Here is a 16822-nt window from a genome sequence, read left to right as displayed (position 1 = left end):
AACGTTCAATATGAGAATTCCCTGCAGCTTATGCGGCATAGCGTTTAAGCAGACCGGGCACATCCAGAATTACGGCGATGCGGCCATCACCGGTTATGGTTGCACCGGCCATGCCTGGCGTGCCATGCAGCATCCGCCCAAGGGGTTTGATAACAACTTCCTCCTGGCCGATCAGAGTATCAACAACAAAACCAACGCGTTGCGCGCCAACGCTGACTATCACAACATTGGCATCAGTTTTCTGTTTGCCTTCGCTCTGCGAACCATCATGGGTCAGCCAGCGGCGCAAATGGAACAGGGGCAAAGCTTTGTCTCTGACCGTAACGACCTGCTGACCATCAACCACGTGGGTACCATTGAGGTCGAGATTAAAAATTTCACTGACACTGGCCAGGGGCAAGGCAAAAGCCTGCTCGCCTACCAGGATCATCAAGGTCGGCATAATGGCCAGCGTCAATGGCACCTTGATTTCGATACGTGTGCCCTTGCCCGGATTTGAGTCGATTGACACCGATCCGTTCAATTGCGTTATTTTGGTTTTCACAACGTCCATGCCGACGCCACGACCGGATACATCCGAAACTTCAGTTTTAGTAGAAAAGCCGGGAGCAAAAATCAGATCAAAACACTCACTGTTGCTCAGTCGATCAGCCGCATCCTTGTCCATAATGCCCTTTTCAACGGCTTTTCTACGCAACATATCCGGATCCATGCCGTTGCCATCATCACTGATGGTCAACAGGATATGGTCACCTTCCTGCTCCGCAGCCAGCAGGATAGTACCCTGACGGGGTTTACCGGCAGCCAGTCGCTTCTCGGGCAGCTCCACACCATGATCCACGGCGTTTCTGACCAGGTGCACAAGAGGGTCAGCCAGTGCCTCCACCAGATTCTTGTCGAGGTCGGTTTCCTCGCCGTGCAACTCAAGCACAACATCTTTTTGTAGGCTTCGCGCCAGGTCTCTTACTACCCGTGGAAATCGGCCGAACACTTTTTTGATCGGCTGCATACGGGTTTTCATCACCGAGGTCTGCAGGTCCGCAGTCACCAGATCGAGATTGGCCACGGCCTTGGACAACATCTCATCAGCAGCATTCGAGCCAATACGAACGAGACGGTTTCTGACCAGAACCAGTTCGCCAACCATATTCATGATGTCGTCAAGCCGACGCGTATCAACACGCACTGTCGTTTCAGCTACCGGGGCATGATCCGGTGCGGCAGGTCTCGCCTCCGGCGCCGGCGGCTGCCGTGGCGGAGAATCTGGCACCGCTTTCAGTATCGGTGCTGATTTTGCTGCGGGTGCGGCAGGCGGTTTCGGCTCGGGTTCGGCGTCTGCGTTTTTGCCGTTGTGCAGCTGATCGAGCAGAGCCTCGAATTCATCATCGGTAATTTCGTCGCTGCCGGGGTCTTTGCTGGTAGAGGGCTCTTTTTCCGCTGAAGGCTCTTTGTTGGCTGAGGGCTCTTTACTGGCTGAGGGCTCCTTATTTGCTGAAGGCTCTTTATTCGCTGAGGGCTCTTTGTTCGGGGTGCCCTGGAGCTGGTCGAGCAGAGATTCGAATTCGTCGTCTGTGATTTCGTCTTCAGCAGTGGCAGCGGACGCCTCTGACGCGGTTGCACGATTTTCCGCTTCGGTTTCAAAATCGGCCGAGTCCAGTGCCGCCAGCAGCTGGTCAAATTCATCGTCCGTCATGTCGTCACTGCTGCCGGCAGGACTCGCAACAACGGCTGCATCAGCTGACTCACGGTCCGCCGCAACAACATCGCTGGCAGCAAGATCATCGCCATTGGCCAACACTTGCAAGGCCTGCAACAACTCATCAGCGGCAGGCTCTGGCGGGAGTCGCTCTTTGATCTGGGCAAACATGTTGTTGACGGCATCAAGTGCCTGCAACACGATATCCATCAATTCGGATGTAACCTGGCGCTTGCCATTGCGCAGGTTGTCGAACAGGTTCTCGGTGACATGGCAGCAATCCACCATGGGGGTCAGCTGCAGGAAGCCAGCGCCACCTTTCACAGTGTGAAAACCACGGAAAATGGCGTTCAACAGGTTTTTGTCGTCTGGTTGTTTCTCCAGCTGCACAAGTTGCTCAGACAGCTGTTCCAGAATTTCACCGGCCTCGACCAGAAAATCTTCCAGAATCTCTTCGTCATCAAAAAAACTCATGTCACTGTTCCTCTCCGAGTCACGTTCATCAGCCTCGGGCTGTTGCGTGAGTCAAAAACCAAGGCTGGACAATAAATCATCCACATCATCCTGGCCTGACACCACGTCCTGATTGTTCTGCTGGTTGATTTGCGGCCCTTCGGCGCGAATGCGTTGTTTCTCATCACGTACAGCCTTGTGCTCGCTGTCTTCGGATTTAATGCCAGCGACTTCTTCAACATTGCTCGCCAGCTTGACCAGACGCACCAGGCTTTGTTCAACGTCACTGACCAGTTCGATAACCCGTTTGATCACCTGCCCGCTCAGATCCTGGTAACCCTGAGCCATCAGGATATCGGTCAGCCTGGTATGAATACCCTGCCCGTCGCCACTGATCCGCTGCAGCAGCTGCTCGATACGCTGGAACAAGGGATTTGAATCGTCATTTACCGTGTTCCCCTGAGCCAGAAAGGACTGCCACTCCCGGTGGATGGCTTCACTCTCGTCCACCAGCTTTTGCACCATCGGTGCCGCCTCGTCAACACGATCCATCGTCTGGTTGGCTGCATCTTCGGTCATGGCAATGACGTAGTTCAGGCGGCTGCGCGCATCCACCATCTCCGAGAGCTCGTGCTTGACCTCGGCATTGTTCTGCAGGCCGATTTCCAGATGAAAATCGCGTAGCGCGTTGTGCAACGCCCGGGTCAGACGACCAACCTCAAAATACAGCGTTTCGTCGCGAGCATGGTTTATCTGGTGGATAAGATCCGCAGCCGCCACCATGTCATCGCTCTGCAGGGCCTCCAGCAATGCCTGCTTGCGAGCGAGCAAGGCATCGGTAAAGCTCTTTGCTCCCGCCGCAGCAAGCGCCGCAGTGTCAGCATCTGATCCGGTCGTGCTGGCCTTGCCCAAACCGTTTTTCTTGTTGTCTGCCATAGGATTTTCCTTTCAGCGATTAGCGTCGATGCGTTCAAAGATCTTTTCGATCTTTTCCTGCAGTGCCGCTGCCGTGAAAGGCTTGACCACATATCCATTCACACCGGCCTGCGCCGCTGCGATAATCTGGTCTCTCTTTGCCTCTGCCGTCACCATCAGAATCGGCAGCGTTTTCAGCTTTTCGCTCGCTCGGCAGGCCTTAAGCAGATCGATACCGGTCATGCCCGGCATATTCCAGTCCGTAATAAGAAAATCGAATTGGCCGTTTTCCAGCATCGGCAAGGCGGAACTACCGTCATCTGCCTCAGCGGTGTTGGTAAACCCCAGATCCCGCAACAGATTCTTGATAATCCGACGCATTGTTGAGAAATCATCAACAATGAGAATTTTCATGTTCTTGTCCAAAGCCGCCTCCACGTCATGTGCTCATACTGGGGATGTGCGCCACCCGGCACGGTATCTCCCTAGCAGGTTATCGCTTGAAAGGTGAAAAAATTTAGCTGAAATCAGGAAATAAATTCAGATGGTGAGCATTATAGCCCAATGTGAGCGCTTGTTGTGGGCGCTGCGAGCTGGACTCAGCGCCAGTCCTGCAGCCGGGAACGTAAGCGCAATGCGGCCTGGCTGTGTATCTGACTGATGCGTGACTCGCTGACACCCAGCACTTCGCCAATCTCTTTCAGGTTGAGTTCCTCATCGTAATAAAGCGCCAATACGAGCTTTTCACGCTCCGGCAGGCCTTCGATGGCCTCTGCCAGATGCGCGCGGAAATCATCGTCCTGAATTTCGTCAGCCGGGCCGGAAATCTCACCGGACGCACTCTCCAGCGCTGAATCATCGCCACCTTCTGTCAAATCATCAAAGCTGAACAGACGACTGCCCGATGCATCCTGCAAGATGGTGTAGTAGGTTTCCAGGTCGATACCGAGTTCTTCGGCGACCTCATGATCCTTGGCATCGCTGCCGGAACGCATCTCAACAGATTTAACGGCGGCTGCAACTTCGCGGGACTTGCGGTGGACGGAACGCGGCGCCCAGTCTCCCCGGCGAATTTCGTCAAGCATGGCACCGCGTATGCGAATCCCGGCATAGGTTTCAAAGCTGGCGCCTTTGGATACATCATATTTGCGCGCCGCCTCCAGTAAACCGATCATGCCGGACTGAATCAGGTCATCCAGTTGCACGCTGGAAGGCATGCGCATCAGCAAATGATGGGCAATCCGCTTCACCAGCGGCGCATGCTGAACGACCAGATCGTTCATGCTGTCTGTTTGCACGTCCTGGTACAATGAGGCACCTGTTGATGCTGTCATAAACATCCCCGTTGTGTCCTGTTCAGGACATGCCCTGCACGAGTCGCTCGACAAAAAACTCCATCTGCCCGGTGGCTTCGGTTCTTACCGGCCACTGGCTGACCTCTTTCGCCAGCCGTCTGTAAGCGCCCGCGGCCTTGCTGCCCGGATAGGCATCAAGTGTTGGCCGTTGCCGCTGCACAGCTTTACGCAAGGTTTCATCATAAGGTATGTCGCCCGCATAACGCAGATTTACATCCAGAAACCGGCCCGCAACACCCGCAAACCGGTTGAACATATTCTTCCCTTCATCCGGGGACCGCGTCATATTGGCCACAATTCTGAAGTCCTGTAGCTGGCAGTCGCGATGCAGGAGCTTGATCAGGGCGTAGGCATCGGTCATCGACGAAGGTTCGTCACAGACCACGACCAATACTTCCTGCGCAGCACGGACAAAGCTGACAACTGAATCTGAAATACCGGCAGCGGTATCAATGACCAGAACATCAAGTTCGTCAGCCAGCTCACTGAATGCGTGCACAATGCCCGCATGCTGACTGGGCCCCATGGTGACCAGAGACTGCACGCCAGATGAAGCCGGTATGACGTTGATACCGTGCGACGCCACCATGATGTCACGCAATTCGCACTCACCTGACAAGACATCGGCAATGGTGCGCTGGGCTTTGATGCCCAGCAGAATATCGACGTTTGCCAGACCGAGATCGGCGTCCATCAGCACAACCCGTTTGTCCAGCTGTGCCAATGCCAGGCTGAGGTTGACCGATATACTGGTTTTGCCCACGCCACCTTTACCGCCGGTTACCGCAAGCACTTGAATGGGATGCATCCCCTGTTCTCTCCCCAACTGTCTGTATCCGGCCAATGCCGGTTTACCGCTAATTCAGACCTGCAACGCGCAGCTCTGCCGGTGACCGACTACCGTATTCGGTCATCAGCCGTTCCTTTTCCACCGGCACCGACGCTTGCTGCCGACCCAGCGCTACTGCGCGCTTGACCAGCGACTGTGCCTGCGCCAGAGCGATATCATCAGGAATCGCCTGACCGAAGGTTTCATAAACGACAGGCAAATCGCGCTCTATTGTCAAAGCCAGGGCTTCACCGAGCACACATGCCTCATCCAGATGAGTGAGAATACACGCAGAAACATTCGCAGTCGAACAGGTTTTCCAGGAAGCGCGCAAAACCTGCGCCTGACTGGTCGCCGGCAACACCAGCCACTTGTTGACCTGAGGCTGATCGCGCAACAAATTCAACTGCCGCTGCTGCTCTGGATGGTGCGACGGCAAACCGGCGGTATCGACCAGAACCAGCTGTTTATGCCCCAGACTGTCCAGCGTTTCGTCCAGCGAGTGCTGATTATCCACAATCCTCACGTTCACGCCCAGAATTCGCCCCAGGGTTCGCAACTGCTCATGAGCGGCGAGGCGAAAGCTGTCTGTCGTCACCAGCGCAACATCCTGAGCGCCATGCTGCAAGACATAACGGGTCGCCAGCTTGGCAATGGTAGTGGTTTTGCCGGCACCGGTCGGCCCGAGAAAGGCAAATACACCACCTTGCTCGATCGGGTCATGATCCAGCACGGGCAGAGCTTTGACCAGACTGCCCAGCACCTGCTTCCAGACCTGGTCCAGGGTTTTGCCCGGCTTGACTGTACTTAACAATTGACGGCTGAGGAAGCCGGGCACACCCATTGCCGACAGACGCTCCCAGATGACTGCCTGCAAGGGCGACTGACTGCTGAACTGTTCCCAGCCCAGACCGTTGAGTCGTTGCTGCAGCAAGGTCCTGATACTGTGGAGTTCATTGCGCATAGCGCCCATCTCTGCCTTGCTGACTGTCGGCAAAGGTGCCGGCGCAGCAGACTCCTTTTTCATCACCGGGGCCGGGCTTAGTGTCGCGATAACCTCAACCCCACCGGTTGCCAGACTGCGCGTTGACAAAATGGCAGCGTCATCGCCCAGTTCCTCACGCACCTGAAGCAGTGCTTGGCGCATATCTTTGGCCAGGATCTTTTTAAGCTGCATTGTTGCTCCTCACATCACATTTTTGCTGTTATTCCGATCAACGATCATCACTGACCAATCGTTGCTACAATCGTAATTTTCTTGTTGTCCGGTATTTCCTGATAGGACAGAACCTTGACACCGGACAGGGTAAACCTGACAAAACGACTCAGTAACGACCTCAAGGGTGCTCCCACCAGCAGGACTGCCGGGTTACCGGCAATTTCCTGCCGTTGTGCCGCCTGCATTAGCGACTGTTGCAGGCGCTCGGCAATACCAGGCTCAATAACCACGCTGTCGTCGACAAAACCGCCATCCTGCTGCTGCGTGCCTTGTTGTACTGCTTTAAGCAATATCTGTTCCAGTGTTGGATCCAGGGTGATAACGGGCAATTCAGCCTTGTTTCCATAGATGCCCTGGACGATGACGCGGGACAACGCGACACGCACAGCGGCAGTCAGAGCGACGGGATCTTGACTCCTGCCCGCAGCAGACGCCAATGCTTCGCCGATACTGCGCATATCTTTGACGGGAATACCTTCCTGCAGCAGATTTTGCAGCACCTTGCGCAAAATATTGCCATTGATCTGGCTGGGCAGTTCCTCAGCCAGTTTCTTGGATGATTTGCCCAGAATGCCCAACAGTTCATGAACTTCGTCGTGGCCCAGCAATTCGTGCGCATGTTTGTGCAACAGAGTATTCATGTGGGTTGCAACCACCGTGCTGGCATCGACCACCGTGTACCCCAGAGATTGCACCTGGTCGCGCTGGGCGGACTCTATCCACAACGCATCCAGGCCAAACGCCGGATCCTTGGTGGCTATGCCCTGAGCCTTACCATAGACCTGACCCGGATTGATCGCCATTTCGCGTTCCGGGTGAATCTCTGCGCCGCCGATGTTGACGCCCATCAAATTGATGCGGTACTCATTGGGCTGCAAATCCAGGTTGTCGCGAATATGAACCGAAGGCACCAGAAAACCGAGTTCCTGCGACAGTTTTTTGCGGATACCCTTAATGCGGGCAAGCAATTGTCCGCCCTGGTTCTTGTCCACCAACGGTATCAGCCGGTACCCGACTTCCAGGCCAACCACATCAACCGGCGTCACGTCACCCCAGCCCAGCTCCTGTTGCTCGGTTGCGGTTTTTTCTTCCTGCGCCGTTTTGTCCGCAGTGGCTGCATCATCCACGGCAGTGGCTTCCCGCTGTTGCCGCAAGTAGATGGTTACCGAGCCAGCCGCCGCCAGCAGGGCCAGCGACAGAAACGCCAGATGTGGCATTCCCGGCACGATACCCATGACAAACAGAACCATCGCTGCGATACCCAGCGAACGAGGGGTGGCAAACATCTGACTGATAACCTGCGAGCCCATCATCTCCGCGTTGTTGTTGCGGGTCACCATGATGGCTGCGGCAGTAGACAGCACCAGTGCCGGAATCTGGGCGACCAGACCATCACCGATGGTGAGCAAGGCATAACGTTCAGTCGCAGTGGTAAAATCAAGGCCATGTTGCATCATGCCTATGGCAAGACCGCCCACCATATTGATCACCAGGATCAGGATACCGGCAATGGCATCACCTTTGACAAATTTGCTGGCACCATCCATGGCGCCATAAAAATCAGCCTCCTGAGTAATATCCTGGCGCCGGGTGCGCGCTGACTCCTGATCAATAATGCCGGCGTTCAGATCGGCATCGACTGCCATCTGCTTACCGGGCATCGCATCCAGAGTGAAACGGGCGCTGACCTCGGCGATTCGACCGGCACCTTTGGTCACCACAACAAAGTTGATGATGATCAGAATCAGGAACACGATCAGACCAACCGCGTAGTTGCCGCCGATCACCACCTCACCGAACGATTCGATAACCCTGCCCGCCGCTGCGCCTCCTTCATGCCCATTGAGCAGAACCACACGCGTGGAGGCCACATTCAACGCCAGACGCAGCAAGGTGGCAACCAGCAGGATGGTCGGGAAAACAGCAAAATCCAGTGGCCGCATTGCATAAACTGCAACACACAACACAACCAGGGCGAGAGTGATATTAAAGGTGAAAAATACATCAAGCAGAATCGGTGGAATAGGCAACGTCATCATTGCCAGAATCACCAGCAGCAATATCGGTATCCCGAGATTACCTTCTGTCAGATTACGGGCATTGGTCGCCAGCGTAGCTCTGTTCAGATTGCCACCTAAATTCATCATAAATTACATACCAACCTGGTGTGGTAGCCAAAATTCAGCGAGGTCAACGTCACTGACAATCGAATGCCGTCAGTGAACAGGCGCTTTGTCCAAAATCTTGACGCTTTAACAGCTGATCAAGTCGAATCTGCAGCCTTTTATGTCCTACCAGGAGGGTGTTGCAAAAGTCGTGCTCATTTTGCCGGAGCAGGAATATTTTTTGCCGTCCGGCGGAAAATAATTGCCGTTGGCTTTATCGTAGGCCCATCAATCGTGTTGCAGATCTTCTGGTACCGGAAGGTTATCCGCCAGCACCGGACGGCGCCCGCCTTTGTGCCGGTATTGACGAAGCTGGAATACATAGGCAAGCACTTGCGCCACTGCTTTATACAGGCCTTCGGGTATTTCTTCGTCCAGATCGGTATTGTAATAAATGGCGCGCGCCAGAGTCGGCGATTCCACGATCGGGATATCGTGCTCTTTTGCCACTTCCCTGATACGCAAGGCCATAAAGTCGGCGCCTTTGCCGATCATGACCGGCGCGGTGCTGGCCCCCTGTTGGTATTTCAGGGCGACTGCGTAGTGCTGCGGGTTGGTCACGACCACATCGGCTTTAGGCAGGTTTGACAGCATCCGGTTTTGTGTCATCTGATACTGCAACTGTCTGATACGCTGCTTGACCTCGGGTTTACCATCCGTGTCTTTCATCTCATCCTTGACCTCCTGAAACGTCATACGAAGTTTCTGGGTATGGGACTGAATCTGAAACGGAATATCAACAATCGTGATCAGAATCATGGCACAGGACATGGCCAGCACCGACCAGCCAAGAATGATCAGGCTATGTCCCATGGCCGGTAGCAACGGCTCGGCCATGATGCCCAGAATACGCTCCCAGTTGAATGCCATGATAACCAGTGCAATGGCGGCAACAACCACGACCTTGGCTGCCGCCTTGGCCAACTCCATCAAGGCCTTGGGGCCAAACATCCGCTTAAGCCCGGAAAACGGGTTCATGCGGCTGGCCTTGGGCATCACCGCCTTCATGCTCATGTTCCAGCCACCCAGGCCAATAGGACCCAGCACTGCCGCCACCAATAACACACCAAACACCGGCAACAGAGAGCGCAGACCCTGCATCGCCGACACATTAAGGTGGCTGAGCATGGCGGCAGTGTCCAATACCTGTTCACGCTCCAGAACAAAATTGTGCGCCATAAGGCCCGCCAGGGACTGAATCATGAGCCCACCGAACATCAGCAAGGCAGCCGAACCGGCGATGAGAATGGCCATTGTATTGAGTTCGCGCGAGCGGACGGTATCCCCCTCCTCCTTCGCTTTCTCAAGGCGTTTCGAGGTGGGTTCCTGGGTTTTTTCCGCCGAAGAATCCTGTTCTGCCATGGTTTGTTCTGTCTCTGTTGCTGTCGTAAAAAGAGAGGGTGCGGGTTATTCCAGCAAGGCTCGCAGGCGAATAAACATTTCGTTAAAGATGCCTACGGCCGCATCCAGAAAAAAGCCCATGCTTAACCAGATGACAAACAAGCCGAACATCAGAGCAACCGGGAAACCCAGGGCAAAGATATTCATCTGTGGTGCAGCCCGCGTCATGATGCCGAACGCAAAATTGGTCATCAGCAATGCCGTCAATGCCGGTAAAGACAGCAATACCGCGCTGGAAAAAACCCAGCTTATGGTACTGATCAGTTGATAGTAGACATCAACATCCAGGCCCGTGGTGGCAATAGGTACCTGTACAAAGCTGTCGGCAATCACTTCGATCATGACCAGATGCCCGTCAAATGAAATGAACAACACCGTCACGAACATCAGATAAAATGTACTGACAATCGCAACATTTACGCCGTTCGCCGGATCCACCATGGACGCAAAACCAAGTCCCATCTGCATGGCGATCATCTGCCCCAGCAATACAAATATCTGAAACAGCATCTGCAGAAAGAAGCCCAGCGCAACACCGATCAGAATCTGTTGCAGAACAATGATCATGACTGTCAATGACAAACCGTCGAACGCGGGTACCGGGGGCAATGTAGGTGCCACCAGTATCGAAACCGCGACCGCCAGGATCAGCCGTACCCGCACCGGAACAAAGTCCGAACCCAGTACTGGCGCAGCAAGAAAGAAGCCCATGATACGAAACATCGGCCACAAAAAACTGCCTACCAGGGCGCCTATTTCTGCATCGGTAAATTCAGGCACAATCCCTACCCGACCAACGTGGGTATGCTGAGTACCAGTCGCTCGGTGAACTCCATGATGCGTCGCAGCAGCCACGGACCGGTTACGATGATAACAACCAGGGTAATCAGCAATCTTGGCAAAAAACTCAGTGTCTGTTCGTTGATCTGGGTAGCCGCCTGAAAGGTGCTGATGACCAGACCGACTAACAGACTTGGCATGACGATTACAGCAACCAGCAGCACTATCAGCCACATGGCTTCGCGCCAGATATTTACGGCCACATCAGGTGTCATAGGCGTCAGACTCCGAAACTCATGGCCAGCGTACCAATAATCATGGCCCAGCCGTCCACCAGCACAAACAACATGATCTTGAACGGCAGTGAGATGATGATAGGTGACAACATCATCATGCCCATGGCCATCAGTACACTGGCCACCACAAGGTCGATGACCAGAAACGGTATGAATAGCAGAAAACCAATCTGAAACGCGGTTTTCAGTTCACTGGTGACAAATGCAGGTATCAACACCGTCATGGGGACATCTTCAATGCCATTGACCGGCCCGGTATCAGCCAGATCGAGAAACAACTGCAGATCAGACTCCCGGGTTTGTGCCGCCATAAACGTGCGGAACGGGCCCTCAGCTTGTGCCAGCGCTTCCTGCACACTGATTTCTTCATTGATATACGGTTGCAGTGCGTTCTGATTAACCTGCTGAAACACCGGCGTCATGATGAATATGGACAAGAACAGGGCCAATCCCAGCAGAATCTGGTTGGACGGGGTCTGTTGCAAACCCAGCGCCTGCCGCAAAATGGCAAACACCACAATAATCCGGGTAAAAGACGTCATCATCATTGCCAGCGCTGGCAGCAAGGTCAGCGCTGTCATGATGGCAAGGATCTGAATGGTTACCGTGTATCGCTGATTGCCATCGGCATCGGTGGTCACCGACATGGCCGGTATGCCACTACTCAGGTTGTCACCACCCAACAGGGCATCTTCAATGGTGGTGGTTCCAGCAGCGTTTTCAGTGGTGGTTTGATCAGCATCCTGTTGGGCAACCGCAGGGGCAAGCAGAAAGAACTGGCTGAACACCAGCAAACAAAAGAATATGGAGCGCTGCATCAGGGTGTTTTCCTGGCGGTCGGTGCTTCCAGAACATTTTCATCAAACACGTGCAATGTGCTGACATGCCCGGGCGCCACGCCTATCAATAATTGTTTGTCACCAACCTGCACAAGTGCGATACGCTCACGATTGCCAACCGGCAGTGCGCTGAGCACACGCATGCCACCCACGCTTCTTGGCCCGATATTGGTAAACCGTCGCACCGCCCAGGCCAGCAGCAGAATCAGACCAACAATAACCAGCAGCCAGATCGCAGTCTGCAGCATGGCATCCGAGCCACCGGCAAAGATGGCGCCCTGACCAGCGGCACTTTCTGCGCCTTGCCTTGCCGCATCGGCGGTGGCAGATGATTCAGCCATGTCCTGTTTCCCGGCGTTTCAATAAACGCTGTCTGTGCCAAAATTAATCTGATTCAGGTACGCGCTGTGATTAGCGAAGCTTTTTGATCCGCTCAGACGGACTGATTACATCTGTCATTCTGATACCGAATTTATCGTTGACCACAACAACTTCACCATGGGCAATCAGCGTGCCATTCACCAGCACATCCAGCGGCTCTCCGGCCAGGCGATCAAGTTCTATCACCGAGCCCTGGTTCAGCTGCAGCAGGTTTCGGATGGTGATCGCCGTACTGCCGACCTCCATTGAGATTCGGACCGGAATATCAAGAATAACATCAAGGTCCGGGGAGCCAGCCTTACCCTCACCTCTGCCTTCACCTTTGCCACTGTCTGCAACGTCCTTGCCCGGCTGCTTGTCTTCTTCCATTGCAGCCGCCCATTCGTCGGCCATTGCCTGATCGTCTTTACTCACCGTGTTCGCCTCCGCAGCTGTTGTTATGTTTTCGATTCATTTATGCCTCGCGCTCGCGATGCACACCTTCGATACGCAACGCCAGGTTGCCATTGGACGTTCCCAATCGGGTTTCAAACATGGGAATCCCGTTCGCTTTCAGCACAACTGTCTCTGGCATCTCGACCGGGATGACATCACCGGCCTCCAGATCAACCACATCACGCAATGAAATTTTTCTATCAAACAAATGGCAACTGAACTCAACGCTGGCATCTTTGATCTGTTCTTTGAGCGCTGTACCCCAGCGCTCGTCGTGCTCGTCCACGTCGCTCTGCATACCGGCATCAAGCAGGTCGCGAATCGGTTCGATCATTGAATACGGCTGGGTCACGTGGATATCGCCACCACCTCCGTCCAGTTCGATATGGAAGCTGCTGACCACAACCACTTCGCTAGGGCTGACAATATTTGCCATTGACGGATTCACTTCCGAGCGCAAATGATCGAATTCCAGTTTGTACACATTACGCCAGGCTTCACCCAGATCCGTGAATATCTGGTGCAGCACCATTTGCACTACACGCAACTCGGTTGGTGTAAACTCACGCCCTTCAATTTTTGCGTGCCGACCGTCGCCGCCAAAATAGTTATCAACCAGCTTAAAGACCAGTTTTGCATCAAGTACAATCAAAGCAGTGCCACGCAGAGGCCTGAATTTCACCAGATTAAGACTGGTAGGTACATAAAGTGTATGCAGGTACTCGCCAAATTTGGTGATCTGCACGCCGCCCAGCGATACGTCAGCAGTTCTGCGCAGAAGATTGAACAGGCTGATCCGGGTATAGCGGGCAAAGCGTTCGTTGATCATCTCCAGTGTCGGCATCCGCCCGCGCACTATCCGGTCCTGGCTGGTCAGGTCATAGGAACGTACCTGCGTAGGATCATCATCCAAATCAGTATCAACAGCACCATCATCAACGCCATGCAACAGGGCATCAATTTCGTCTTGTGATAACAAATCCTGCATCAATGCGTCTCCAGTTTCCTATTGCATAACAAAGTTGGTAAACAACAGTTGTTCTATGCCTTCCCTGCCAATCTCGCGCTGCAATACCTGATTGACCTCGTCGGTAGCCATTTGGCGCAATCGCTCAATGCCTGCAGGGTCTTCAAACACCAGGATCAACTGCGCGCTCAACAAGTTGATGAGGTTGTGGCGAATAACCGGCATGTGCTGAACCACTGCGTTCAGGGCAGCAGCATCGCGGGCCATGACAGTAACCGTTGCCTGCATGAAGCGCTGCCGACCCTGGTGCGGAAAATTAACAATAAACGCTGGCGTCAACTCAAGATATTGCACCGGATCTCGCGCCGGCACAGCAGTTTCGGCGAGATCTGCCGCCGGTTCTGCATTGCCATTCATCAGAAAAAACCAGGCTCCGCCGCCAACAGCGGCCAATACAACAATGGCGATCACGCCAATGAAAAGCCACTTTTTGCTGCCTGCAACGGCAACTACCTCGTCATCATCCGCCATACAAAACGTTCCTGACCTCAACCGCACGGGTTGAAATATTTCACCATGTCATTGTGACAGAAGCAAAGCTTGTGCCACTCTCTAAATAAGACGGTATCTTATTACTAATCAATTATATAGCGATTAGAAAAAAAGACACTCGCCAATTTAGTGACGCTACGAACAAAATTGGCGAGACGGATCAGACGAGTGTTTGACGCTATCCCGATGCGTGTATCACAGGGCGAGAGAGTTCAGGCGTAGAAATCGATCAGGGATTCGGAACGCACCAGCACCGGCTCGCTGGCGCTTGTTTCCTGTTCGCCTGACTCTGAGCCAGAGCCCGTGCCCTGATTTTGTTGCCCATTGGCCTCATCTTCGCGTTGTTGTGGCGACTGATCAGACACTGACACATCCTGCAAATTCAGCCCCTGATCCCGGAACAAATCCTGCAGGCGGCTAAGCTGCTGCTCCAGCGCTTCCCGCACTGTGGCGTGTTGACTGACAAAACTGACGTTGGTCTGTTGATCGGCAGACATCTGAATCTTGACCGTCAAACTACCGAGTTCTGGCGGATCCAGGCGGATCTGCGCAGAAGTGATGCCCTGACTGCTCATCACCAATAGTTGTCTGCCCAGGCTGTCTGACCAGCCTTGCTGCCCAAAGGCGGTATCCATGGTGAATCTGGGCAGGCCATCGGCAGTCCGGGTGGCTGACTGCTGGGCCGCCTGTGATTGCGCCTGCTGCGCGTTTTCGGTGGCAAACATTCGTTGATCAGCTCTGTTAAACAAAGTGCCATCGTCAGCCGTGGCTGCATTCAGAGCCGCGTTGGCAGCCTGACCTGAAACGGCATTCGGGCTTGCCGGGTTTTCAGCACTGATGCCCGACAACAACGATGCGCTCAGTTGGCTGGCTATCGCCTGATTACGTTCCAGTGGCGCACTGGTCTTTAATATGTCAGCCGACATGGGTTGACCATCATCAGTGGCGCTGCCCGATTGATTGAATTGAATTGAGCGAAAAGCGCTGACATTGGCTACTTCTGACGCAACTTTCTGACTGCCCGGCAGGCTCGCCAGTGCTGTTTCCGAGGTCTGTCGGTTTGTGTCTGCGGGCACCGGGGACCGGAGCATCAAGGCATCGTGTTCTGCGTCCGGATCGGGCGCATTCATGCTGACATCAGTCGCCAGCGCCGCAACTGAATCACCTTTTGCTGCGGCCATCATTCCCGGCACAGGCGCTCCACCGACGGGTGGTGACAAAGCACTTAGGGCAGCGCCTTGAACAAGGGCGCCACCAAGCGCTGTTGATTCAACGATCGGTCCGCCTGCCGGTGTCAGTGCCCCGCCTGGCTTACCAGGCTGGCCAGGCGTGCCGCTGCCACCCAGCAATTGCGCGACGGAACTGTTAGCCGGAGTCAGGCCCTCTGCAACACCCGCCGGGGATTCCCCCGCCGGCATCGACAGCGCCGCCAGCCAGTTACTCAGCGCGGACGGCAAGCTTTGGTCATCCAGAGGCAAACTATTTCCGCTCGCCAGTGCACCCGGAGACATCTGCAGCAGCTCATCAACGCTCCACCCCAATTGCTCGCCCAGGGCGCCGTCCAGCTCTGGCACCGCAGCACCTGACGGCAGTGACAACAGCGACTGTTCTGGGGGTAACGACACCCCGTGAGCGCTTAACAGGGCTCTCAAATCCGCGGCAAAGCGGCCTTCAGGGTCGGCCTTGCCATCACTGGCGTAGGACATAAAAAGCTTGTTTATCATATCCTTGCCATCAGACGATGCTGAACTGGCATCTGCGGCAAGCAGCCAGGAGCCCAATGCCCCGGCATCGGAGTCACCAGCCCCACGCGTCTTCGCCGCCGGCGATGCGGCGCCAACAATTGACATCAAATCAACAGTTACCAACATGTCCCATCCCTCTGCTTGATTGCCACAAGTCAGTACCCACACGGCAATGAACGGTGGCTTTACAATCTACTCAGTAAGGGACTTAGCAAGAAACCTGCCAGATTGATCAGGGGCAGCGTCGATGCGTATACGCGCGAGCACGGAGGGGGGTTGGAGCAGCATCAGGACCAGCCGGAGTCAGACGAGCGACGACGGGCAAACTCATCATGATTGCGTTGCTCATTCCGTGCCGTTTGAACATCAGCATCACGCTGTAGCCGTTCGAGCATTTTCTCCAGGCTCTTGTGGCGGATATCAAGTTTGCGCCAGTGCTCGCGTACCCGCTCCTGATCCTTTTGCATGTGCTCAATAAGTTCTCGCTGGTGGTTGATTGCGCGATCCAGTTGCTGATGGAAACCATCAAACAGCCGCAAGCGGTCGACCGTCATGCCCGCCTGACCGGACACCTGCATCTGATTCCTGTATTCCTGTTGATAGGCGTACAACTGGGACAACTTGTTTTCCTCAGCCTGAACACGCTGCTGCATCATGGCCAATGCCCGACCCGCCTTGTCTGCCTCGAGCCCGGCCAGACGCAGTACCGGCTGCATACGCTTGACGCGATTCAAGAGGCATTGCCTGATTGCTTGTCAGGCTGACCGGGTCTGTCACTGCCACCCAGGGTCGTT

17 protein-coding genes are annotated in these 16822 nt (G+C 54.5%); all 17 read right to left on the bottom strand.

Features of this window, described 5'->3' with window-relative positions; genetic code table 11:
* Positions 1–28: 28 nt before the first annotated feature.
* The 17 genes from WD071_RS01225 to fliJ all read right to left on the bottom strand — a co-directional run bounded on the left by WD071_RS01225 (position 29) and on the right by fliJ (position 16762).
* Complete coding sequence (locus tag WD071_RS01225) at positions 29–2170, bottom strand: chemotaxis protein CheW (protein WP_368046460.1); 2142 nt, start codon at positions 2168–2170, stop codon at positions 29–31.
* 51 nt (positions 2171–2221) lie between these two features.
* Positions 2222–3085: a protein phosphatase CheZ gene (locus WD071_RS01220; RefSeq protein ID WP_368046459.1), complete on the bottom strand. Its 864-nt coding sequence runs from the start codon at positions 3083–3085 to the stop codon at positions 2222–2224.
* Between the two features lie 12 nt (positions 3086–3097).
* Positions 3098–3478, bottom strand: coding sequence for a chemotaxis response regulator CheY (locus tag WD071_RS01215; RefSeq protein ID WP_368046458.1), 381 nt, complete (start codon positions 3476–3478; stop codon positions 3098–3100).
* Between the two features lie 185 nt (positions 3479–3663).
* Positions 3664–4398, bottom strand: coding sequence for an RNA polymerase sigma factor FliA (locus WD071_RS01210; RefSeq protein WP_368046457.1), 735 nt, complete (start codon positions 4396–4398; stop codon positions 3664–3666).
* Between the two features lie 22 nt (positions 4399–4420).
* Positions 4421–5227, bottom strand: coding sequence for a MinD/ParA family protein (locus WD071_RS01205; RefSeq protein ID WP_368046456.1), 807 nt, complete (start codon positions 5225–5227; stop codon positions 4421–4423).
* Between the two features lie 49 nt (positions 5228–5276).
* Positions 5277–6425 (bottom strand): flagellar biosynthesis protein FlhF, encoded by a 1149-nt coding sequence (gene flhF / locus WD071_RS01200; protein ID WP_368046455.1) that lies wholly within the window; start codon positions 6423–6425, stop codon positions 5277–5279.
* Between the two features lie 47 nt (positions 6426–6472).
* Positions 6473–8611, bottom strand: a complete 2139-nt coding sequence (gene flhA / locus WD071_RS01195; protein WP_368046684.1) for a flagellar biosynthesis protein FlhA — start codon at positions 8609–8611, stop codon at positions 6473–6475.
* A gap of 249 nt (positions 8612–8860) precedes the next feature.
* Positions 8861–9994 carry a flagellar biosynthesis protein FlhB gene (gene flhB / locus WD071_RS01190; protein WP_368046454.1) on the bottom strand — a complete coding sequence of 378 codons (1134 nt, stop codon included), beginning with the start codon at positions 9992–9994 and terminating at the stop codon, positions 8861–8863.
* Between the two features lie 45 nt (positions 9995–10039).
* Positions 10040–10813: a flagellar biosynthetic protein FliR gene (fliR, locus tag WD071_RS01185; protein WP_368046453.1), complete on the bottom strand. Its 774-nt coding sequence runs from the start codon at positions 10811–10813 to the stop codon at positions 10040–10042.
* Positions 10814–10818: 5 nt separating this feature from the next.
* The gene (gene fliQ / locus WD071_RS01180) at positions 10819–11088 is read right to left on the bottom strand and encodes a flagellar biosynthesis protein FliQ (protein ID WP_368046452.1); all 270 of its coding nucleotides are present in this window, start codon (positions 11086–11088) and stop codon (positions 10819–10821) included.
* A 5-nt stretch (positions 11089–11093) separates the two neighbouring features.
* On the bottom strand, positions 11094–11927 hold the full coding sequence (fliP, locus tag WD071_RS01175) for a flagellar type III secretion system pore protein FliP (protein ID WP_368046451.1): 834 nt from the start codon (positions 11925–11927) through the stop codon (positions 11094–11096).
* On the bottom strand, positions 11927–12289 hold the full coding sequence (gene fliO, locus WD071_RS01170; protein WP_368046450.1) for a flagellar biosynthetic protein FliO: 363 nt from the start codon (positions 12287–12289) through the stop codon (positions 11927–11929). Before fliO ends, fliP begins: the two co-directional genes overlap by 1 nt.
* Before the next feature lie 70 nt (positions 12290–12359).
* Entirely contained in the window at positions 12360–12722 is a 363-nt protein-coding gene (gene fliN, locus WD071_RS01165) for a flagellar motor switch protein FliN (RefSeq protein WP_368046683.1), read from the bottom strand.
* Positions 12723–12783: 61 nt separating this feature from the next.
* A complete protein-coding gene (gene fliM / locus WD071_RS01160; RefSeq protein ID WP_368046449.1) occupies positions 12784–13752 on the bottom strand; it encodes a flagellar motor switch protein FliM in 969 nt (322 codons plus the stop codon).
* Positions 13753–13770: 18 nt separating this feature from the next.
* Complete coding sequence (locus WD071_RS01155) at positions 13771–14262, bottom strand: flagellar basal body-associated FliL family protein (RefSeq protein ID WP_368046448.1); 492 nt, start codon at positions 14260–14262, stop codon at positions 13771–13773.
* A gap of 233 nt (positions 14263–14495) precedes the next feature.
* The gene (locus WD071_RS01150) at positions 14496–16154 is read right to left on the bottom strand and encodes a flagellar hook-length control protein FliK (protein WP_368046447.1); all 1659 of its coding nucleotides are present in this window, start codon (positions 16152–16154) and stop codon (positions 14496–14498) included.
* Between the two features lie 161 nt (positions 16155–16315).
* Positions 16316–16762, bottom strand: coding sequence for a flagellar export protein FliJ (gene fliJ / locus WD071_RS01145; RefSeq protein WP_368046446.1), 447 nt, complete (start codon positions 16760–16762; stop codon positions 16316–16318).
* Between the last annotated feature and the right edge of the window lie 60 nt (positions 16763–16822).

The sequence above is a fragment of the Pseudohongiella sp. genome (genome assembly GCF_040877505.1).
Lineage (GTDB): Bacteria > Pseudomonadota > Gammaproteobacteria > Pseudomonadales > Pseudohongiellaceae > Pseudohongiella.
This window is presented reverse-complemented; position numbering and strand designations above follow the sequence as displayed.